Source organism: Fictibacillus barbaricus, assembly GCF_031457135.1.
In the GTDB taxonomy this organism is placed as follows: Bacteria; Bacillota; Bacilli; order Bacillales; family Fictibacillaceae; genus Fictibacillus; species Fictibacillus barbaricus_A.
The window spans coordinates 368,617-390,557 of record NZ_JAVDWA010000003.1; the positions used below are offsets into that span (position 1 = coordinate 368,617).

The 21,941-nt window shown below is 43.2% G+C and carries 15 protein-coding genes; 1 reads left to right on the forward strand and 14 read right to left on the reverse strand.

The genetic code is table 11. The features are described from left to right. Nucleotides 1-71: 71 nt before the first annotated feature. From J2X07_RS10865 to J2X07_RS10915, 11 genes are all read right to left on the reverse strand, one after another. Nucleotides 72-2,498 carry a beta-galactosidase gene (locus tag J2X07_RS10865; protein ID WP_310258729.1) on the reverse strand — a complete coding sequence of 809 codons (2,427 nt, stop codon included), beginning with the start codon at nt 2,496-2,498 and terminating at the stop codon, nt 72-74. After that, nucleotides 2,498-3,715, reverse strand: a complete 1,218-nt coding sequence (locus J2X07_RS10870; protein WP_310258730.1) for a glucoamylase family protein — start codon at nt 3,713-3,715, stop codon at nt 2,498-2,500. Before J2X07_RS10870 ends, J2X07_RS10865 begins: the two co-directional genes overlap by 1 nt. Nucleotides 3,716-3,739: 24 nt before the next feature. Continuing rightward, a complete protein-coding gene (locus J2X07_RS10875; protein WP_310258731.1) occupies nt 3,740-4,687 on the reverse strand; it encodes a carbohydrate ABC transporter permease in 948 nt (315 codons plus the stop codon). Nucleotides 4,688-4,703: 16 nt separating this feature from the next. Further along, nucleotides 4,704-5,564: a carbohydrate ABC transporter permease gene (locus J2X07_RS10880; protein ID WP_310258732.1), complete on the reverse strand. Its 861-nt coding sequence runs from the start codon at nt 5,562-5,564 to the stop codon at nt 4,704-4,706. 3 nt (nt 5,565-5,567) lie between these two features. Next, nucleotides 5,568-7,835: a DUF5696 domain-containing protein gene (locus J2X07_RS10885; protein ID WP_310258733.1), complete on the reverse strand. Its 2,268-nt coding sequence runs from the start codon at nt 7,833-7,835 to the stop codon at nt 5,568-5,570. Further along, nucleotides 7,828-9,849, reverse strand: a complete 2,022-nt coding sequence (locus tag J2X07_RS10890) for a YIP1 family protein (protein WP_310258734.1) — start codon at nt 9,847-9,849, stop codon at nt 7,828-7,830. Before J2X07_RS10890 ends, J2X07_RS10885 begins: the two co-directional genes overlap by 8 nt. A 21-nt stretch (nt 9,850-9,870) precedes the next feature. Beyond that, on the reverse strand, nt 9,871-10,749 hold the full coding sequence (locus J2X07_RS10895) for a carbohydrate ABC transporter permease (protein ID WP_310258735.1): 879 nt from the start codon (nt 10,747-10,749) through the stop codon (nt 9,871-9,873). 18 nt (nt 10,750-10,767) lie between these two features. After that, the gene (locus J2X07_RS10900) at nt 10,768-11,658 is read right to left on the reverse strand and encodes a carbohydrate ABC transporter permease (RefSeq protein WP_310258736.1); all 891 of its coding nucleotides are present in this window, start codon (nt 11,656-11,658) and stop codon (nt 10,768-10,770) included. Then, entirely contained in the window at nt 11,648-14,599 is a 2,952-nt protein-coding gene (locus J2X07_RS10905) for an extracellular solute-binding protein (RefSeq protein WP_310258738.1), read from the reverse strand. Before J2X07_RS10905 ends, J2X07_RS10900 begins: the two co-directional genes overlap by 11 nt. A 29-nt stretch (nt 14,600-14,628) precedes the next feature. Continuing rightward, nucleotides 14,629-15,999 (reverse strand): ABC transporter substrate-binding protein, encoded by a 1,371-nt coding sequence (locus J2X07_RS10910; RefSeq protein ID WP_310258739.1) that lies wholly within the window; start codon nt 15,997-15,999, stop codon nt 14,629-14,631. A gap of 279 nt (nt 16,000-16,278) precedes the next feature. Then, nucleotides 16,279-17,253: a LacI family DNA-binding transcriptional regulator gene (locus J2X07_RS10915; protein ID WP_310258740.1), complete on the reverse strand. Its 975-nt coding sequence runs from the start codon at nt 17,251-17,253 to the stop codon at nt 16,279-16,281. A 527-nt stretch (nt 17,254-17,780) separates the two neighbouring features. On the opposite strand from J2X07_RS10915, the gene J2X07_RS10920 reads away from it, so the two are divergent. Then, nucleotides 17,781-18,746, forward strand: a complete 966-nt coding sequence (locus J2X07_RS10920) for a nuclease-related domain-containing protein (RefSeq protein ID WP_310258741.1) — start codon at nt 17,781-17,783, stop codon at nt 18,744-18,746. Between the two features lie 60 nt (nt 18,747-18,806). Here J2X07_RS10920 and J2X07_RS10925 read toward each other — a convergent pair whose 3' ends face one another. From J2X07_RS10925 to J2X07_RS10935, 3 genes are all read right to left on the reverse strand, one after another. Further along, a complete protein-coding gene (locus tag J2X07_RS10925; RefSeq protein WP_310258742.1) occupies nt 18,807-19,673 on the reverse strand; it encodes an ROK family protein in 867 nt (288 codons plus the stop codon). A gap of 258 nt (nt 19,674-19,931) precedes the next feature. Then, nucleotides 19,932-20,993 (reverse strand): BtaManbiosPhlase, encoded by a 1,062-nt coding sequence (locus tag J2X07_RS10930; protein ID WP_310258743.1) that lies wholly within the window; start codon nt 20,991-20,993, stop codon nt 19,932-19,934. A 13-nt stretch (nt 20,994-21,006) separates the two neighbouring features. Continuing rightward, nucleotides 21,007-21,930 carry an MTP-1 family protein gene (locus J2X07_RS10935; RefSeq protein ID WP_310258744.1) on the reverse strand — a complete coding sequence of 308 codons (924 nt, stop codon included), beginning with the start codon at nt 21,928-21,930 and terminating at the stop codon, nt 21,007-21,009. Nucleotides 21,931-21,941: the final 11 nt, after the last annotated feature.

Genomic DNA, 21,941 nt, shown 5'->3' on the forward strand with positions numbered 1-21,941 from the left:
TCACACTTTTGCTCATAGCGTTCTTTCTCTATAAAAAAAGCAGGAACGATATCCCATCGTTCCTACCTATTTCAGTTCTTTAAGCTCATTTCAAGCTCTAGTACGAGCTGATCATCCACTTTTGCGTGCTTTTTGCTCTTAATTTTTGTAAATCCATCTCGCTTTTCAACAAAATAGTCTTGATTCTCTGCAATTCCAACATCGCCTTCAAAAACGATTACGTCCTGGGGCTGGGTTAATCGGAATTCGATGTGCCCATCGAAAACTCCTGCGATTTCAGCAGTAGAATAGGCAATCTTATGCCCATCTAAATCAACATTCACAGGCAGCATCACAGCATCTTTGCTTTGCAAGAGAATCTCCCTGCCGTTAAACAACGCTTCACCATTTTCATACACCTTAAATGTTTTATCCAGACCGTCCAGGTTCAATAGGTGCAAGAATCTCTCACCTTCCGCATTAGAAGTGGATGTCATAAAAATCCCGTGGTGTTTGAAATCGTGCGTTAATCCAGCATTTGCGCCGAGCTTTTTAAACACTTGTTTAAAAAAGTCGAGGTCACATGCATAAGCTGCCGCGATCACAACTGCGCGTCCATTCCCAACATGCGCATCAAATCCGCAAATGTCATCTGTTCCATATACTTTTAAAATTGGCAGAACAGCGCCATCCGTCTCAAACACTTGTGCAAAGTGAGTTCTTACTTCAGGTCGCGGTGCAGCCCAGTTTTCTGCATACAATGATAGGAAATGACGGTGGCTGTCACGCTCAACGCCTTTTACCTTAACCGCCAATGCATCTGCAAGAATCGTACACGGCTTTCCTTCCATATCATAAAGTGGCACTTCACCATATAATAAGACTTTTCCGCCTTCGTTCAAATAATCAACCAGTTTGCTCTGAATCGCACTGTCCATATAACGAGCAGACGGCAGTACCAGCACTGGTGTTTTTTCAACTGGCAGCGGTTGGTTTTGCACATCTGTTGCGCTAAACCGGTACCCTAATAAAAGCATAGCTCGAGCGACGATTTCCCAAGCCCCGGCACCACGGTTCGCTTCGATATTGCTCACGATTTCTTTCATCACATCGCTGTTCGGGTATTTATATTCGGTCATGTAGTAATCGGGGATGAACGCGAATGAGATGATATCCCTCTCTTCATCCATCGCCGCAACTTTATCTGCAACCGCCATGACGTTCTTAATTCCGCGGGCCATGCGAGGGAACGTGTAGTTGTACTCGCCTTCAGGACTGATCGGAGCAGCGAAGCCGTGACGTTCACCTGTAAATGCAATGCGGTCATTTCCGTCGCCTACACTTGAATCCAAACGATAGTTTCGCCCGCCCGTAAATAAATAATAGTTGATGAGGCGATTGCCTTGCGCAAGGCACATTCTCATCTTAAAATCGGCGGCCGATGGATCTAATCGTCCTCCGTAATTGTTGCCGAAGTTAGCGTCACCACAATTAAATTCTACAGATGTTAATGGCTGATCAGGATTGTGAACGGCTTCCATTAGGCCGTTGATCACATATAAATCTTGGAACGTCGTCATGTCGAGATCGCCAAAATAAATGTCTGATCCTGATAGATAACCAGATTCCTGTGTGTAAGATTCATAGAGCTGGCTAATGCCGATCGGATACGTTAATCCGCGTCCTCCGCCTGTTCCGTGAATGTTCACGACGAACGGAATGTCACGCACTCCGAATTCTTCTGCAAATTTTCGCAAAGTATCGATATATCTAGCAAATCGGTTACGCATGTAATATCCGAGATCCTTCATCAATTCTGCCGCGTACTCTTCTTTCGGAGATCGGATCGCCGAATTGCGAGATTCAGAGTCCTCAAAATCAAGCGGATATCGTTTGCACAATTCCGTACCATACTTTGAAGTCAGCCACACCGATAAATCAGCCAGCATAAAGTCTGTCAGATCAGGTGTGTTGCTGCACCACGATAGCATACCCACTTCGTTATCAAGCTGAAATGCGATAACGTTTCCGCCGTTTGTATATAAACGAGGCGTGACGAACTCCATCAATGCTTCATACCAATTCCGGACTGCACTCAAAAAGTTCGGAGCTAAATAATCAACAGTTGAAGTCGACGCCGGATTCCCATCCCAACCGACTGGAACGATCTCTGGATGTTTTTCATACACCCAATAAGGAAGTCCTTCATTTTTCATTTCCGCCATAATAAAAGGTCCTGGACGGACGAAAAAATAAAAGTCGTTCTCTTTACATAGATCGATAAAGGAAACCAAGTCCAATTCTGGACGTGTTTTTCCTGTAAAATCAAACTTACCTTCAACCGGTTCATGGATCAGCCATGGAACGTAAGTCGCTACAGCGTTGCAGCCCGCTTCTTTAAGCTTGTCCAGACGATCTTGCCACTCACTGCGGTCGAGACGGTAGTAGTGAATCTCTCCGCACATGATCAACTGAGGTTTACCGTCGATCAGAATTTGTTTTTTTTTAATCTCAATCATTAGATCCGGCTCTCCTCTTTCTTTTTCCAGCCGAGCATTTCGATCCCGCGCTGAACGTATTTGTTTTTCATATACAGATCCCACACGAGTCCTGTTTGGTAGTTTTCGATCATCAACAATGTGATGCCTTTGTCGATGCCGATTACGTGATCGGAATACCAAGGCGGGCTAACGTCTAAATTATACGAATCCCAAAAACCGTATTCGCCCCAAAGCTGTGGGTGGTTTTCATAAAAATACTTCATGGCAGCGATTGATTCTTCCGGAGTGAAAACGATCGAACCTGTTGCTCCAGTCGGTGCCACCGTTCCTTCTAATTCCGGTGCACAGTTCGGATGATAAGGTGGCGCACCTGGAACGCGGTAGCCGGTAGGGCTCGCACTCGCTGTCAGTCCCCATGAATTTTCATGATACGTTTTGAATTCACTCGATTTATCGATGCAAAATTGACGGTTCGCGAGTGTTGCTTTTACAGAGTTCTCGAACCATTCGTTTCCGTCGCCGTCTACCACACCTCGGAAATCGATAAACGCGTGTGAATATTGATGAACGAACAGAGCTCCGCCAGGGGAATTCACGTACTCATAGTCGCCGTACGTTCCTTTTCGGCGGTCAAAGCCTTCATAAATTTTCGCAGGAACAGGGTGTGTTGGTGAAGCGACACCTAGCACGTACTGCATCATCTGTTCAGCGTACATATCCCAATGGCCGAACCCGCCACGCTCAGGTGTGTAGCCCATATAGTATTGGTTCACTTTTTCGTCGTAATAAAGATTCCAGTCGACACGAGCGAAGATTTTATCAAAAAGCGCTGCGATCTCACCGCCAAAATACTCAGCAGAAGTAATTGCCCCGCTTAAGAACAATGTCGTATCTATGATCGAAGCACAGTCATAAAATGCTTCATTTTTCTTTCCAGTCTGCATGTCTAAAAAGTGATAGAAAAAACCGCTCTCGTGCTCTACATTGTTTAAAAATGTTTCCAGTGTTCCTTTTGTTCGCTCATAGGCTTGTTCGCGCGTGATCCAGCCGCGTTCGATCCCGATGATGATCGCGGTTAATCCGAATCCGACAGATGCGATGCTGGCTACTTTTTTATTTTTCGATTGATCGAGGATCAGTCCGTAGCCTGGGCTATTTTTATCCGAGTTCGCCTCGTTCCAGAAAAAATCAAAACACCCTTTTGCTTCTGCTTCCAAAAGTTGTTGAGTATCCATCAAATTTCTCCTCCTATTTATATGTTATTCTCCAGTGATTCCAGATCGGTCAACACCTTCGACAAACCAGCGCTGTGTAATAAAATACACAATTAATAACGGTAAAATCGATAAAACGGTTCCTGCCATCTTGATGCCTTCGTTCAGCTGGTTCTTGCCCAGTCCCATTTCGGCCGGGAACATCTTTTGATACGTGGCAACGAACTTTTGCAGCTGAAGCGGCAGTGTTGTGAGTGCGTCTCCAAAGTAGATCGATGCAAGATACGTTTCATTCCAATACCATACGAATGAGAATAAAAATGAGATGATGATCGCAGGAACGGCCATCGGCAGTGCGATCGTAAAGAAAATGCGGAAGTGGCCTGCTCCGTCCAGCTGTGCCGCTTCTTCCAGTGCTTTGGGCACCGCTCTAAAAAACTGATAAAAGATCAAGATAAAAATCGCGCTGTTCAATCCTTGTCCAAACGTTGCCGGAAGCATGAAAGCCTTTAAGCTGCCAAGGATGTTGAGCTCATTGAAAAAGATGTACCTCGGAATGAGCGTCACTTGCGGCGGGATGATAAAAGTCGTCAGCACCAGCACAAAGATGATTTTCTTTCCTTTAAATTCAAAACGGGCAAGTCCATAGCCTACAACCGCAGCGACTGCTGTTTGCGCCAATGCGGGAAGGACCGTAACATACAGCGTTTCAAGCAAGGTGGAAAAGAAATTGAGCACTTGGTTCGCCTGCTCATAATTTCCGGTATAAAACTGTGTTGGAATCCAGTTCACGAGCGGATTCAATAGATCATCGAGACTCTTAAAACTGTAAACACTCATATAAAGAAGCGGAAACAGATACACGAAACCAATACCGACTAACAGTCCGTAAATCAGGATTTTATAGAGCAGACCGTCTGTACCTTGCATACCTAAAAATATTCTTTTGGACTTGAAATAATATTTCTCCAGCTGCTGTGTTTTTGTTTGCATCTTCCACACCTCCTTTTTACGTGTAGTTTTTCTTGCCCTTCAGCGTCATGGCACCGACTGTGATCACAAGTGTGAGCGCGATAATCAAGAAATAAATCCATGAAAGTGCGGATGCGTAGCCGAAGCCCGTATCCACTTTGAACATGTTTTTTTGGATATGCTCGATGATTGGGTTCAATGAAAAGATTGAATACGTAACGATTGTATAGATCAAGTTGACGATGATCATTGGAACTAGGCTTGGCAGCGTAATTTTCCAGAAAAACTCCCAGTTGCTGGCTCCATCGATCTTTGCCGCTTCAAAAATCTGTTTATCCATCTTTTGAAGTGCGGCGAGAAAGATTAAAATCTGTACGCCTGAATACCAAAGGATGACGATGAGATTTTTGATTAAATAGAGAAGGATTCCGTTAAAGAAGCCATCTGGATTTTCGTTCAACGCTTGATAGATTGCATATTGTTCGATCGATGGAATCGTCGTGATTCCTTGATCGATCAGTTCTTTAATAACAGGTCCGCTCGCGATGATGACCGGCAGGAAAAAGATCGTCCGAAACACGCCGCGGAATTTGATCTTTTGGTTGAGCAGCAGTGCAATAATCAGCGAAAAAACGATGATGATCGGAACGGAAATGACCATTTCTCTCAAGTAAGTAGTCACTTTTTCTACAAATGTTCCGTCGACTGTAAATGCATATTGATAGTTTTGAAATTTAACGAACGTCGTCTGAATCCCGCTCGTCGTGATTTTCACCTTTTGAAAACTTAAATAAAGCGAATACAGAAGAGGAAAAGCGGTAAAGATCAAGAAACCGATGATCCATGGCGAAACAAAAAGCAGACCTGCGATGCTGTTCTTATTTTTCAATCGTTTCATCCGCTAGTTCCCCCTCTCGATGACTTCAAAATCCTTTGCAGCAACTTCAGCACCGTTTGATTGATACGCAGAATCCGTATAATTGACGATGATTTTTGTTCCGTTCGAATACGTGACTTCAACGACTCCAGTTTTCGGTACACTGCGGCTTTCGATTGTTTCTCCTTCAACAGTGCCAAGGCTTTTCTTCACTTTTTTATATTGCTCCGCGATGTCGTCTTTCCAAATGCTGAATTCAGATGTGTAAACGTCTTTTGACGGTGTCTTCATCAGCAGGTGTGAAGGCTCTTTTGTTAATAAAAACGAAGGATACGCGCCATACTCGATCATGCGCAGTACTTGATCTTTTGGATCGCTATAAAAGTTAGAAAATGGTGCGTAATACGGCATGTAGCCTTTTAGAACGATCTGCATGAACGGTACAGTGTCTGTCTCGTACACATAGTTGGACGAATACATCGGGATGTCCAAATAGCGGTCAGCCGTATTCCAGAGATACGTATTCGGTTCGTAAAGCGCAACGTTTCCTAATCGTTTATTGAAGTTTTGAAACACTTTTTCATAAGTCTCGATCGTGCTATTTCGCTGTGACGATTTTTTATCGCTAAAATCTGAGAACAGCGTATACCCGCTCGTATCAACAGCCAAGTTTGAGATGCCATAATCTTTGTAATCGGCTACATCATTCTTTGCAGCATCAAGCGTTTTTTGCGGTGACAAATAAAAGACTTTGTTTTCATTTTCCGTGTTTGAGATCGTTTCAGAGCTTGCCTTTTTCGCGACGTCCTTACTTCCCGAAAATCCGGATGCTCCCTCAAACGCTTTTGTATAATCCGTATGGAAATACATCGGAATGTTATCTTTTTTAAGCTTAGTGATCGTGTCTTGTACGTCGCCTTTACTTCCTAGTTTCTTTTCAAACGGAAACCTCGCTGGAAGAGTTCCAGTAAGACCGCCTTTTGACCAGCCTTTATATACGACGAATAGGTTGTTTACGCCATTTTTTTTCAGTTCATCCGTCATTTTCGGAATGCTTGTGATTGGTGTCATCGGAAGAACAGAATCCCATAACAACCCTTCTTTCACTTCGCCTCCTAATAATTCAAGACGTACACCTGTTTTGTCTTTTTGTTTCTTGAGCTGATCGGTTTTCACTAAATAATCTTGATATGCTCGTGCCATTCCCACGTAATCGGCATCATTCTGTCGTAAGAACATGTAACGCAGCTTGATATTAAAGGGATTGGCGTTTTTTTGATACACATTGATGCCTTGCATGTTCTTGCTCGTCGGCTGATAGTATTCATGTCTGTAATGAAACTGTGACGATATCCAGTTAAAATCGGTGGAAACGCCTGCTGGATATGCCGTGATATTACTGTATGAATATCCTTCTTCAACGACCGTCAGGAAAGCGTTTTGCTTTACGCCATGAACGGCACCGAAAACAGGCATTTTGATCGGTTCGACTGGAGAAACTTTTTCATCTCTTTCTTCCGTTTTCTTAAAAGCCTCATCATCTCCGTAAATCGCGCCTGTAAACGGAGCATCTGCGGTTTTGCCGCTCTTGTTGTAGCGGATCAGCGCACCGCTTCCGTCAGGTATGAACATATAGCCGTTTATATCGTCTTCGTTCACCGCACCTAAAAACGGATATACTTTCAGTGAGATGAGCTTTGTTCGTCTGCCGTCATCCACTTTGTTGTAAGGAATGGAAACGACTAAACTATCCTGATCAAGTTCGACATTCATCTGAAACTCGATTTTTGCCTGATTAAAATCGACCTTGGCGGTAAAACCTTTTGCAGTCGTTCTTACTTGTGGTCTTGTTTTGTTAGAGGTGATACTTTCCGTTCTCAATTTCCCTCTTCGGTCCGTATATTCAACCGTTAACGCAGACTGTGCCATCTGTTCCCACGTTTGGTTCAAGCGGTATTTTTCAGGATGATCGAGTCCCGAGTTCCATACATACTTTGTTTTCTTGTCTTGAATCTTAATCGCGAGTGACTCTTTGTTCACATAAAGAACAAGATTTTCGTTCTCTGCCGCTTTTTCGAACCCTTCAAACGAGGTTTCTTGTTTAGGGGTCTGTCCCGGGGTCAGACCCCCTGTTTCTGGTTTTGTGAATTGTGAGGTTGTGTATTTCATTTCATTTTGACTTTTTTCAGTCCTAACAGGAGGTTTGTCTGCTGTTTTCTTGTCATTTTGTGCGGCTAAAGCGGTAATCGGCAAAAGCAGCACAGCAAGTATGATAAAGAGTTTTTTAAACACGCAAAACAACCTCCTTTATGATGGAATAAACAAAGTCATACACTTGATCAATCAAGACGAACACGATGAACACAACGAGCAGCATGATCGCCATTCCGAACAGTGTGATTAAAATATTGCGGATCGTATCTGAAACTGAATAGTTGTGGATTTCCTTAATCATGATGAACAGAATGATTAAGCACCACGCATAGATGATTCGGATTGAGAATACATACAAAAATGATTCATTGTACGTCAATATGTTTGAGATTAGCACGATAGGAAGACTGAACACAACATAAGGCGCGAGCGCATAAATCGTTCCGATGTAGATGTCTTTAAATCTTCCTTCACCGTCATTAATCGTACTGACTAAATAGTTGATCGTAATAAACAGGAATAACGGAACCGCTATTTTCAGAAGCTCGGTTAATAGACTAGTACCATCACTTGCTGGCGGCATAAAGATAAATCCTGTATAAAACCGGCTCACAATAAATTCGATCAATAAAAGAACGTAAAGGATCGTGGCAGATGTGACAGATGCGTAACGCTTTCGTTTTAAATAATAAAAACTATCAATCGGGTGTCTGAAAAACTGGAACAAAAATAATAGTTCTCCAAGTAGCTTCCGTTTCTTAAACGACGCCCACGTTACCCTTGGACTAGCCAATATGTTTCTCTTTTTATCCAGCCATTTCAGCACGTAATAGAGAACGATAAGGCCGATGATGATGAACAGAACCATTTCCAGGTTTTCCTGCATCCATGCATGGCGCACTTCCCAGAAGGAATCGGAATAGCCGTACACATCATTAGCAAACTCGAATTCTTTTAATGCTTTGTCATAGTCTTGTTGTTTGTAATAAGCAGATCCCATTGCGGAATGTGCGAGTCCAAAAGAAGAGTTCAGCTCCAGTACTGATTCCCAGTACTTTCGGCTTTCGATGTACTTCCCTTCTTTAAAAAGTGCGATCCCTTTATGCACTTGGTTGGAAAAGGAAGTAGATTCAAAAACCTGAATCAATCCACGTTCTTTGTCGGTTACGTAAAGACGCCCGTTCGGGTCGATCGCGATTCCAGTAGGCTGTTTGAACAGTCCAAGACGATTCGTTCCATCGTCTTTTCCGCCAAAAATAAATAATAGATTTCCGAAGCTGTCAAATTCGTTGATTTCACCTGAACTGGTGACGGCGAGCATGTTGCCATCGTGATCAACTGTGATGTCCTGATAGGATGTTTCTGGTGAAATATCTTCATCAAGCATATTCTTTCCGGCAACATTCAGCTTCTTAATGACTTCATTTTTCGTTCCTTCTGTTACGGAGTAGATAAGCCCTTTGCTGTCGATCGCGATGTTATCCGGAGCTGGCGGAAGCTTCATAAACATTCGTGCTTTCTGGCTCTCGGACGTCAGCAGCTTCGAAACAAAATTTTTAAAACTGGCTTCCGTGCTGTTTACACCGTAATATCCGAGAAACGTTCCTTCACGGCTGAGCTGTATGATTCCGTTCGTCGATCCTTCAGAGATAACAAATAAGTTGCCGCGGCGGTCTACTCCCACCTTTTGCGGTTTAAACGAAGAACTTTTTCCGAAAAGCGGTGAATCCGGCTTTCCGTATTCTTTTTCAAGCTTTCCTTCATTAGAAAAACGGAATACTTTTTCTTTTTCATAATCGGCAACATAGACCGAACCATCCTTATCGACGTACACCCCTGTTGGGTCTTGTAGAATACCCGCGCCGATTTCAGCTGCCTTTTTTCCGTTCTGATCGGCAACGAATACTTTTTTTGCACCGGAATCAGCAACATAAATCTTGCCGTCCGTATCCACAAAGATGTCTTCCGGACTTGTGATATCAGCGTCCTCCAGCAAGTTTCCGAGCGGTGTATAAGCGGTTTGCGTTTCGATTATTTTTCCATCGGCTGACAATGTCTCTGTCTGATAAGGGACAGAAGCGGAAGCAATGGACTGTAACGGAACCAGTATGAATACAATAGCGGCTAAAATGATTCTTGCGTAATGCTTCATTTCTCCCCCCTCCTTAACGATTTACTTAATTCCAGAATGCGCCATTGTGTTCATAACCTGGCTCTGCAGAATGATAAAGATGATTAAGTTCGGAACAAACATGATTAGTGAAGCTGCTGCAGCCAACCCCTGACCTGCCACATTGTTCCCCGTTACTTGTGATGTGAGTGTCGACATATAGAACGAGAAAGTTTTGAGTGTTTCATCGTTCACATAAAGGGATGAACTTTCGATGCTGTTCCATACGAGCTGAAACGACAGGATCGCAATCGTTGCAATCGCCGGTTTGACGAGAGGGACGATGATCTTTGTAAATATTTTAAAATCAGACGCTCCATCAAGCCTCGCTGCCTCTAACAATTCATCCGGAATCTGGTCGATGAACTGCTTCACTAAAAACAGCCCGATCGGCATCGCCAAAAGCGGCAGAATGTGAACGGTAAACGTGTTGATGAGATGTAATTTTTCGATTAACAAGTATCTTGGAATCGCAACGGCTGCCGGAACGAACATCAGCGCCAGCGTATTGATCTCGAAGATTGCTTTTTTCATTTTGAAATTTTTCTTTGATAGGGCGTACCCCGCCATCGTGCTGATGACGACGGTTAAAAACACAACGATTATCGTGATGACAACGCTATTGAATAAGAAGCGTGACATCGGAACACCTGTATCATTTGTTTTTGTAAACAGATCGGTAAAGTTTTGCAGTGTCGGCTTGTCCACAAAGAACCTTGGCGGATAGGCGAACAGTTCATCGATCGGTTTGAACGCATGGAAAAAAATAAAAACAATCGGCAAAGCCATAAACACAGCCAACGGGATCAAAAAGAGCAGGAACTTGATCTGGCTTTTATGAAACTTTGACGGATTCATCTTTGTTCCTTGAAAGGATGACATGTCGTTCACTCCTTGTTGTTAGTCTTTTTCTCCAAACAGTCTCCAAGCTACTTTCGAAAACGCGTAGACAACGATTAAGAGAACAACGGAAATCGCTGCCGCGTAGCCCATTTCATAGCGGATGAAACCATAGTCTTCCAGGTGGTTTACCATGAGCTGGCCTGCGTTTTGCGGAGTCGGATTTGCGCCCGATAGAGCGACACCGATCGCACCTGCCTGAAACGTTCCAACGACCGCCATCACGGCGCCGAAAAGCATTTGTGGCTTCATGGACGGGATCGTAATATAAATGATTTCTTGAAAACGGTTGTTGATTCCGTCAATATAACCGGCTTCATAAATTTCGGTATTGATGTTCAGCACACCCGAGAGCATGGCAAGAAATCCAACACCCATGCTTCCCCAGAGTGTGACAAAAATCATGATCTTCATTAAATATTCAGGAGACTGCAGCCATTGAACCGGCTCAAGCAGAACGCCTAACGTGATCAATATACTGTTCAAATATCCTGTTTCATCACCGCTGAAAATGATCGTCCAAACAACTGCCATCGCAACACCCGCTGTCATTGACGGTGAATAGATGATCAGCGCCAGAACCGTCCTCATTTTACTCGGAATTTGAGCAAGTGCCCAAGCGAGGATAAAGGAAAGAATGTACCCGCCAGGACCTACGATCAGCGCGAAGGTAAGCGTATTCGGCAATACCTTCTGCATAAAGACCTCATCTTGTGTGATAAGTCCCACATAGTTGCTAAGTCCGATGAACGTCGGCTTCTCGATTGCATTAAAATACGTAAACGATAAACAGATTGCTGCTGCAACAGGTATGATGATAAACGTCGTAAAAAAAATAATGTAAGGACTTAGAAAGATCCAATGTGAATGGTCTCGTTTTTTATTTCTCATCTTTATCGCCTGCCCAACTTTTCACTTCTTCTATAGTAGGAATCGGATACGGCTTGACCATTTTTCCGTCTTTCATATATCCAAACTCCTCCATCTTCCGGCTGATCTCCCGGTTGATCGAGATTACAGAATCGTCCACTGCCGATCGTGTATTCACACCGTCAAATACGATTCGGTTCCAAATGTTGCTCAGCTCCCGCTCGATCATATAAGAACCTGGATTTTTCGGTACTTCGTGCAAATACTCCCACTGCTTTAAGATTGTCTTTTTATCTTCCTCCGGCCATGGAAGCTTCTTAAATGCTTCGATGTTTGACGTGTTCCACATGTATTCTGGTCCGTACATCGTCTGCAGAGATGTCGCGAACTCGGTTTGTGTATCCTCAGAAAGCCACCACTTTAAAAGCTTCCACGATTTTTCCTTATCCTTCGTGCCTTTAAAGATCATCGCTGACTGCCCAGATCCCGGTGACCATCTCTCAACCGTTCCATCTTTTTGCTTAACACCTGGCTGCGGCGAAATATTCCACCACCCCGCGATTTCTGGAGCGGCTGATTTTAACTGTATATAGGTCGTAAAATTCGCGATCCCGATCGGAAGCGTCGAATACCTGAAATGATTGTAAAAATTCGGTACTTGAAGCGGCATGCTGTAGATCGTGTTCAAATCTGTCATGAACTGAATCCCTTTTAACGACGCTTCGCTTCCGATCGCAGTACTCATTCCGTTCTTTCCATACAGGTCACCATGAAACTGGTAGATGAAAGGCGTCGTTGCCTGGAACGGCTTAAACCCTGTAGCACCCGCCATCGGTGTGTAATAGTTCATTCCATAGCGCTGCAGCTCCGGCAAAATGCTGATCACGTCGTCCCACGTATCTGGAACAGGGATATTTAACGCTTCTAAAATATCTCTTCTGTAAAATTGAACAAAAAAGTCTTGTGTTTCAGGCATCGCATACACCTTATCTCCAACCATCATCGGCAGAAATGATCCCGGTGAAAACTGCTTGCTGAACGCTTCAAAATCATCAAATTGATGAAGATCAACGGAAGCTCCTCGAATCGATAGCTCGTAAGGCAGCCAGTTGCTTATGCTTAGTGCAAGGTCCGGCTGTTTATGTGCCGCACTTGCTAAAATCAGCTTCTGCTCTTCTGGCATGATCGAGTATTTTACTTTTATCCCAGTTTTCGGCGTGAAGTTTTGATCCGATAAATTTTGAAGAAGCTCCACATATTGACGCGGCCGGTTTACCCATACCTCCAGCGTTTGGTCGTCCGTTTCTTTCGCCGAATAATTATCGGAAAAGAAAGAAAGGAAGAATTTTTTCACGCTGTCGAATAATTTTTCCCAAAATCCTGCTTCTGCGTCCGGCAGATCTTTGTCTCCGCCGTGCACATAAAACCGGTCGATCTGCAGCGGCTGTTTTGGCAGTTCCTCTAATATGTTTCCGAGCATTTGAGCGGCAGATGATGATCCTTCTGACAGCTCAGTAAGCCTGCTTGGTATTTCATTTGGCTTTTTGCTTAACGCTCTTAGCTTTTTAATCGCCATCTGGAGAGACACAATATCCTTTGAATCCTCTTTCGATGAATCGAGATTTCTGAGGTAGTCACGTTCTTTTTCGAGACGATCCGCCCAGCCTGCTAACTTTTTATCAATACCTGGAATGAACTCGCTGATCTTCCACCCACGAGAAGCATCTGTTTGGTTGCCCGTAAGCTTTCGAATCTCAAGTGTGAGCTCTTCTATCTCTCTCATAATGTCGTTTGTCGTATGAATCACTGGTTCAACAGGTGAAGCATCTGCTTCTAATCCGATTTCGTGCTGTCCTTTTGTCAGGTAAAACAAATAAGGCTTCTCTTTTTTATTTGATAATGTAATGTTTGACCATTTTTTGTTGAAATCAAAGGAAATCGGTGCCACTTCTGAAAAAGGAATCTCTCCATCGATCAGCAGTTTTCTGAACACGGGTCCGCCTGTTTCCTTGTTTTGGAGAACCTTGAACGTCAGCTTGTAAAGGCCGTCCTTTTTAACATTTACTCTCCAGTTCACCGACTGTCCGCTCGAATCCCACGAATCCCCTCCGAGTACATTGAGCAGCAAGTTTTTCGTGTTTTTCGGAAAAGCGGATGAATCATTGGCCGCTTCAGGCCGTATGTAAGAGCTATTTTTCGTATAATTTTTTTCCGCTTCTTGTGTTACGACTGTACTTACTTGTTTTTGGGTTTTATAGTTTTCTAGATACTCGTTATACGTTGGCAGTTTAATAGGCGAATGAACGGACACTTTGCCGAGCAGCATCTCACCGCTAAGGTTTGCGAGCTCAATCGTGTTTTTTCCTTTTTTCAGTCTGTACTTTAAAGGCCCAGACTGCAGCTGGCTCGCGTCTTCTGCACTCACATGCATCCATTTCGGAACCGTGATTTGCTTCGGAATCATGTCATTTCCAAACCGGTCTTTCTGAAATTTATCGCGGTCATTTTTCCACTCGGAAGGAAAGACGATTCTTCTGCTCTCGTAAAATGGATACTTTCCGTTCACCTGGATTGCGCCCTCTATTGGAACAACCTCTTTGTTCAATGGATAATAATCAAATGAAAGTTCATACAATCCGTCTTTTGGTGCATCGATTTCGTATGCAGCGGATTCTTGGTTATGCCAATAGAAAACACGATCATCATATCCCATGCTCTCTGTTTCAGGCAGGAGATTTTTCTCGTTTACCTTTAGGAATTGGGAAGGAGAGATGGACGTCTCAAAATCTGAGACGCCCTTTACTCCTTCTTTTTCCCACGTTTTGAGGACAGTATGATAGTTTTCCTCCACGACTTGTTTGACAGGCTTATCATTACTGTTATTTTCAGCAGATGCGAAACCATATGGAAAGATCAAGAACAGCATAATAACCGACAAAACGAATCTTTTAAAAAACTTCATACTTTTTTAACCTCCCCTAAACGTTGGCTTTATTTATCTTTTAAAGCCTCTTTTGCTTCTTTGCTTTTTTGGTCTGCTAATTGATCAAGCTGTTTTGCATAATCTTCAATCTTCAAGTCGCCTTTTACGATGTTGTCCATTAATACAGCAACTTTCGCGTTAGGTTCTTCTCCAACTTTCACACCAGTTGGCGCTTCCCATCTTGCATCTACATAGCCTGGTACTGTTTTAACTGGCTCAACAAGCGCGTTATCGAGATTGTCATACGCTGTTTTGATCCCTGGCACTTCTAGCATGTCAAAGTATTGATCAAGAATTTCTTTGTCCGCATTGATCGGAAGTGTGTTTAGCGCTTTTCCTTCTTTGTCTGCGATATTCATACGTTTCGTGAAGCCTTCTTTACCGAAAGACATCCATTTAGAGAACAGGTAAGCTTCCTTTGCGTGTTTCGTTGTTTTAGAGATTCCAACAAAGTCATTTGTCAGACCCGTTGTTCCGCCTGGCAATCCGATATAATCCCAATCAAAGCTTGCGTTCTCAACTAAATTTGTCGTTCCCCATGTTCCGTCAAATTTAAGTGCGATTCCGCCATTCATCCATACTTCTTCCGGATTTTCACCTTTGAAGTTTGCTTTTTGATCGTCTTTCAATGTTTCATAAGCGTATCCGTTTGTTGCGAATTCTTTAGCAAGGTTTATACCTGTAATGAACTCTTTGCTGTCTAATGAATATTGGCCATCTTTCAATGTGTACCAGCCCATGTCTTTGTTCACAGCTGCAGGGTACCAATCTTCAACTGAGAACGGCTGATTAAGTCCTACAACACCTTTGTTTACGTTTGTTACATCCTTAACTGCTTTTGTGAACTCATCAACTGACATCCCGTATTCCGGATAATCCAAGTTCGCTGCATTGAATAGATCCTTGTTTACAAAATAACCTAAGAAATGCTGTGCGTAAGGAATCGCGTACACTTTACCGTTGTACATCTCAGATTCTTGAACAGCCTTTGGCACGTTCGCAAAATCTTTGTCATCCTTCGTCATTTTTGTAACATCCATCAGCCAGTCATTGGATAATGAAAGTGGAATTTGCGGTAATGCAAAAACGTCTGGCATTTTCCCAGCACTCGCTGCTGCCGATAGTGTTCCATTCCAATCTGTCGTACTGATCGACTCATCAATTTTTACTGTGATGTTCGGATATTTCTTTTCGAACGCTTTGATCATCTGACGGTCCAGATTGTTTTCTTTTTCTGTTCCAAGTGTCCAGCTCGCAAACTTAATCGTTACCTTTTCTTTGCCAGCTTCCCCATCTGAGCTTGCTTTCTTGTCTGAGCTGCACGCAGCCATCGAGAGAACAAGTCCTAAAACTACTAAAAGCGATAAAATCTTTTTCATTGCTATCACTCCCCAATTAATTTTTATTTTATTTAGGCTGTTTTCTTAAGCTTTGTTGCTCTTGAAAGTAGTTGATTTACATTACAGGATGCTCGCTTTCCGCGGGGCGCGCGGTGAGCCACATTGGCGCTGCGCACCTTTAAGTGTCTCTCTTGTCCCGCTGATCCCGCAGGAGTCTCGCACCTTGCACTCCAATCAACTTTTCAATGATGAGAATGAACAAGCAAAAAGCAACAATCTTTTAGATAATAGCCTTTTATTAAAATGAATCTCAGGTCATCACCCGGAAGTCCGCTGCATCCATTCCACCTGGATCGGACTTGGTTCGGATTCTTGAGGCTGACCGAGCATTTTAAACAAAGTTTGTGCAGCGGCAATTCCCCACTCTTTTCGAGGTACTTTGATCGTCGTTAATGACGGGTTGAAGTACTGTGAAACATAGATATCGTCAAATCCAATAATCGCAATATCGTCTGGCACTTTGAGATTTTTCTCCTGAATCGCCCTGACCGCGCCCATCGCCATCTCGTCATTCGCGCAAATAAAAGCGGTCGGTATGCGGCTTGAATGGCCATTTATGTAATCGCGCATCTCGGTATATCCGCTCGACTCCGTAAATTCAGCACGCAGAAGGTGGTCTTCAGGCGAAAAGGACAGACCGTGCTGTTGGAGCGCTTTTTTGAAACCTTTTAACCGCGCCTCGCCATCATACGATTCTTCTGATCCTGCCATGTAACCGATCGTAAGGTGTCCTTTTTCTACGAGATGATCGACTGCCATAGCGGAACCTAGCTCATTTGGAAGGAGCACTGGCTTAATGTGCTCGTTTTGAAGATCTCGATCGAGTACTACACAAGGAAGTTTCTCGTTCGCGAGCGATATTAGGAACTCATCATCCATGTGGTAGTTGAGTATGATTGCCCCATCTACATAACGCTCAACGAGGAGCCGGTGCGTGTCATCGGACGCATACACGACAAGCTCATAACCATTCTGTATGACGACATCCTGAATGCCCTCCATCATGTCGGTGAAAAATGGACCCGTAAAACCACTCAAAAACAATCCGATGATGTTTGTCTTGTTTTCTTTCAGGTTTTTGGCCAACCCGTTCGTGCGGTACCCGATTTCCTTGGCCGCATCGAGAACTCTCTGTTTCGTGTCTGATGTTATAAGAGGGCTTCCGTTCATTGAGTAGGATGCGGTTGAAACGCTGACACCTGCGCGTTTCGCAACATCTTTTAAAGTAACCAACTACCACCCTCCCTTTAGGACCGAGATTACTAGAGTTTAAACAGCAGGATGCACACGTGCGAGCGCCTGTAGAAACGTTTCGAAAAATAAGTAAAAAAATGTATTCAAGTACTCGTTGAAACGTTTCAATTAACAAGAAAAAAATAAAAACCTTTACAAATTATTGAAACGTTTCAATAAAATTATTATAATCATAATTGAAAACGGTTTCAATAGTACTTTTTGAATATTTTGATATTATTCTCGATATTTAGGCCTTGTTTACTAGCTGGATTTAGACTATGAATCATTTTACGGTACGTGTTCTGCTAGCTGTTACAACATTACTCATAGAATGATGGTTTTTGCTCGTAGAACTGCTGTTTTTGCTCATAGAATTCCACTTTTGCTCCTAGAAATTCACTTTTTACTCATAGAATCCTAATTATGCACACAGATGTCTTCCTCAAGTTATTTTTTACTAAAATAGAAAGGGAAATGACTTATTAAAGGAGAAAAAGTTATAAAAATCAGTAAGGAGTGATGCAATGATTGTAAAAGAAGCAACAGAATCGATAAAAATTAAGAAGTTAAGAGAAATTCTTAAGCGTACAGCGATGGTTTCTCCAATAAGAAAGGGTGTTGAAGATGAATTGGCGATCAGTCTTGCCGGTTATCGTGGTGAAAAATCGTTAGACTTCCATTTAGAAATGCTCCCCGAAGATGACTGCTTTATTTTCCATGACCTCCGCATTCCACGAAAATCTAGTTATTTTCAACTCGACATTCTCATTCTGACATCCAACTTTTTTCTAATTATAGAAGTGAAAAATATGGCTGGCACCTTAATTTTCGACCGGATTTTCCACCAGCTCATACGCATACTGAACGGTGTTGAGGAAACGTTCCCGGATCCGATCTCGCAGCTTTATCGTCAAACCTTTCTTTTCAAAGAATGGCTGAAACGCCATCGAATTACTGATATCCCCATCGAATCGCTCGTGATTATTAGCAACCCTCATACACGCATAAAGACCATTCCTGAAAAAGCAAACATCTCCAAAATCGTTACTCACAGCTCAAACCTCCTTGCCAGATTCCATCAATATCAAAATAAGTATAAGGAAGAAAAAATATCAAAAAAAGAGATCAAAAAGCTATATCGCCAGCTATTGAAGCAGCATACTCAAAATAGCTCTGACCTGTTTCAGCTATTTTCTTATTCAGAAAAAGATTTGTTAAAAGGTGTCGCTTGCCCAAAATGTGAATCTCTCCCGATGGATCGAATGAGACATCAGTGGTTTTGCAAGAAATGTCTTTATTTTAGTAAAGATGCTCATATAGAGGCTTTAAAGGGGTATGCACTGTTGCTAAGTTCGAGTATCACCAATCGTGAATGCTGCGATTTTCTCCAGATTTCCTCCCGTCATTCTGCTAAATATCTCCTAAAGGCACTTAACCTTCCTGTTTCTAGTTCTGGAAGACATACAAAATATGATCTCGATAGTCTGTAAGTTAAACAATTGTTTAATAGGAAAAAGCCCCTCGAGCTAATTAAGGGGCTTTTAAACATTTCATAATCTTTTCGCAAGCGCTAACGCTCCGCACAATCCCGCATTATCACCTAGTACAGGTGGAACAATGTACTCATCTATTTTTCCAAAAATGTTTTCATGTTTAATATAGCCGTTTAATAGTTTGGCAACATTTTCCCTGATGAGCGGAAAAAGGTGCTCTTGTTTCATGACTCCTCCACCTAAAATTAGACGCTTTGGCGATAAAATCAAAATATAGTTTACGAGTGCTTGCGCCAGGTAATAGGCTTCGAGCTCCCATACTTTAGGATTCGATTCTAATTCGCTTCCCTTTTGACCCCATCGGGATTCGATTGCAGGACCCGCCGCCATTCCTTCTAAACAATCCCCATGATATGGACAGCATCCTTGAAAAGAATCATCTTCATGACGCCGGACGAGGATATGCCCCATCTCTGGGTGCAGCATCCCATGGATAAGCCGTCCTTCTGCTATCGCACCGACTCCGACCCCAGTGCCAACCGTCATATAAAGGCAGCTATCAAGTCCATTCGCCGCTCCCCACTCCATCTCACCGAGAGCAGCCGCGTTCACATCTGTATCGAATCCAATCGGAACGTTTATATGTTTTTTGAGCTCACCAATAAGGTTAAAGGAATTCCAGTTCTTTTTCGGAGTACTCGTGATGAACCCGTATGTAGGGCTGACTGGATTAAGATCTACCGGACCAAATGAACCGACGCCGAGCGCATCGATTTGCTTTCCTTGAAAGAATTCTATTACCTGTTTAAGTGTTTCTGCAGGAGTCGTCGTTGGAATGGTGATTCTCTCTAGAATCTCTCCATTCTGGTTGCCGATTCCGCATACGAATTTTGTGCCTCCTGCTTCAATCGCGCCTAAGATCATAAGGATCGCTCCTTTCGTTAAAGGAATTTTATCATTATTTGCTTCATTGTTGGTTATTTTACGGTACGTGATTTTTTTCTGTTACATGTTTGCTCATAGGAACGCTGGTTTTGCTCATAGAATTGTTGTTTCGCTCATAGAAAATGCTGTTTTGCTCATAGAATTGTTGTTTTGCTCATAGAATGACAGTTTTTGCTCATAGACGGCTTCAAACCACAAAAAAGAAGCCAAAACCGCCGTTTTGGCATCCACTTTATCCTATAAATACGTCAAAGAGTCCAAAATCTCCTGTAAACTGAGCTCCGCGCATGCCATCGATGTATCTGCAACCCCGTAATACATTTTCACAGTGTCTCCTTCTACCAAAACACCGCATGAAAACACGACATTGCCGAAAAATCCTTCTACTTCATAATCGGCTTCCGGCTCGAGTACCGGTTTTTCCGATCTGGCAATCACTTTTGACGGATCCTCTAAATCTAGTAAAACAGCGCCCATGCAATACCGGTCTTCTTTTGAAGCACCATGGTACAGTTCCAGCCAGCCTTTTTCCGTTTTAATCGGAACGGCCCCTCCGCCAATGCGGCCGTTATCCCACATCCCCTCACGCAATCCGATCAGATGCTTGTGATTGCCCCAGTGCAACAGGTTCGTAGATTCCGCGATCCAGATTTCCGGTCTGCCCGTGCTTTTCGGAACAGGACGGTGAAGCGCGTAGTAATTTCCGTTAATTTTTTCAGAAAAAATTAACACGTCTTTGTTTTCCGGGCAAAAGATCATTCCGTGGTGCTCGACGTTCACAAAATCCTTTGTCGACACGAGTGACTCGCCAACTCCATACGGAGAAACGGCGCTGTAATAAATATAGTACGTGTCGCCCATTTGCGTTACACGCGGGTCCTCGATGCCGAACGTCTCGAGTTCGCTCGATGGATAAATGAATGGTTTATCATCAATCGAGAAATTACGCCCGTCCTTACTGCGCGCAAGACGAATGTACGAAAGAGAAGTTAAATAAGAAAAGCTCTTACCATTTTTCTTTTCACAGATCACACGCGGATCCGAAAAATCATACTGTTCATCATCTAAGTTAAAATCATGAATCACCAGTTCATCCGTTTCATGATTATAGACCGGAGCTTTCACGACGTTAGAGTCATTACTAATTGGTCGTTCAGCAACGCGCAAAAGCATAATAACTTCGTCTTCAAATTTGGCGATCCCGGCATTGAACGCGCCGATCACTTCAAAATCGTCACGGTGCGGCTTTACGTCAACAGGCGTAACGAGAGGATTTTCTTCATATCGATATACATTCATGCTGCATGTCCCCTTATTTTTCAAATTGGTTAAACGGATCGGAAATCGTGATTCGATGTGCTTCTGCGTCACTTATTCCGGCATAAAAGTCAGCTGTGCCGTCGTCTTTTCGTACCAGACCACCGCTAAAAACGACATCCACTAAATCAGGACGTTTTGATGCGCCTTCTAAAAAATCATCACGTATCGCAATCAACTGAATTTCAGAATGCTCGCCTGTCTCAGGATTTAACAAAAAGACCATCGGATAATAATGACGATTTTCTTCTTCATCAAAGCTCGCGATGTGTCCGAGGACGCCGATCATTCCATTTTCTAAAATGTGCAGCTCGTTTGCACCGCCCCATTCACCTTCTCCAAACTGACCTTCCAGTAATGGTGCTTCTTCAACCACTTCCACACTGAACTCTTTTAATGAAGGTATTCGGGCAAATCCGATCTTCCCTCTGCCGCCTTTTTCGCCTTGAGGTCTTGTCAGCACAGCAACGCTTCCGTCTTTTAGCTCGGCAACGCGTAGGTCCTTCATTCCGTCTGGTCCTTTGAAAAAAGGTTTTAGTTCGGAAATGGACGCTCCCTTATAAAATGATGTACGCCAGCTCAGTGCGTCTGCATTCGTCGGGTGCGGAAAAATCTCCACACCGCCAAGTACCAACTCTCCAGCAATCCGCGTCACAAACGGGTCCTGAAGTTCTAATATTGGAGCACCTTCTCTCGGTGTCCAAACACTATCTCGGTTCACGAAAAAATACACTTTTGAATGTTCACTGTCACGTGATTCTACACGTCCGGCGATGACAGGTTCACCATCGTCTTCAAATGGAGCTGTAATGTTATAAACATCACGCTCGCCAACACCCGTAAACTTCAATTTTGTTGGATTCACTGGCTGACTTTTCTCCAAAAATTCTTCCACTAATACCGCACACGTTTTCGTCATATCACTTTCTC

Bases quoted from the DNA above. Each gene is read 5' to 3' on its own strand.
- J2X07_RS10900 (WP_310258736.1), bottom strand. From the start codon at position 11,658: ATGAGAAATAAAAAACGAGACCATTCACATTGGATCTTTCTAAGTCCT.
- J2X07_RS10925 (WP_310258742.1), bottom strand. From the start codon at position 19,673: ATGATCTTAGGCGCGATTGAAGCAGGAGGCACAAAATTCGTATGCGGA.
- J2X07_RS10905 (WP_310258738.1), bottom strand. From the start codon at position 14,599: ATGAAGTTTTTTAAAAGATTCGTTTTGTCGGTTATTATGCTGTTCTTG.
- J2X07_RS10875 (WP_310258731.1), bottom strand. From the start codon at position 4,687: ATGCAAACAAAAACACAGCAGCTGGAGAAATATTATTTCAAGTCCAAA.
- J2X07_RS10880 (WP_310258732.1), bottom strand. From the start codon at position 5,564: ATGAAACGATTGAAAAATAAGAACAGCATCGCAGGTCTGCTTTTTGTT.
- J2X07_RS10920 (WP_310258741.1), top strand. From the start codon at position 17,781: ATGATTGTAAAAGAAGCAACAGAATCGATAAAAATTAAGAAGTTAAGA.
- J2X07_RS10870 (WP_310258730.1), bottom strand. From the start codon at position 3,715: ATGGATACTCAACAACTTTTGGAAGCAGAAGCAAAAGGGTGTTTTGAT.
- J2X07_RS10935 (WP_310258744.1), bottom strand. From the start codon at position 21,930: ATGACGAAAACGTGTGCGGTATTAGTGGAAGAATTTTTGGAGAAAAGT.
- J2X07_RS10865 (WP_310258729.1), bottom strand. From the start codon at position 2,498: ATGATTGAGATTAAAAAAAAACAAATTCTGATCGACGGTAAACCTCAG.
- J2X07_RS10910 (WP_310258739.1), bottom strand. From the start codon at position 15,999: ATGAAAAAGATTTTATCGCTTTTAGTAGTTTTAGGACTTGTTCTCTCG.
- J2X07_RS10895 (WP_310258735.1), bottom strand. From the start codon at position 10,749: ATGTCATCCTTTCAAGGAACAAAGATGAATCCGTCAAAGTTTCATAAA.
- J2X07_RS10890 (WP_310258734.1), bottom strand. From the start codon at position 9,849: ATGAAGCATTACGCAAGAATCATTTTAGCCGCTATTGTATTCATACTG.
- J2X07_RS10930 (WP_310258743.1), bottom strand. From the start codon at position 20,993: ATGAATGTATATCGATATGAAGAAAATCCTCTCGTTACGCCTGTTGAC.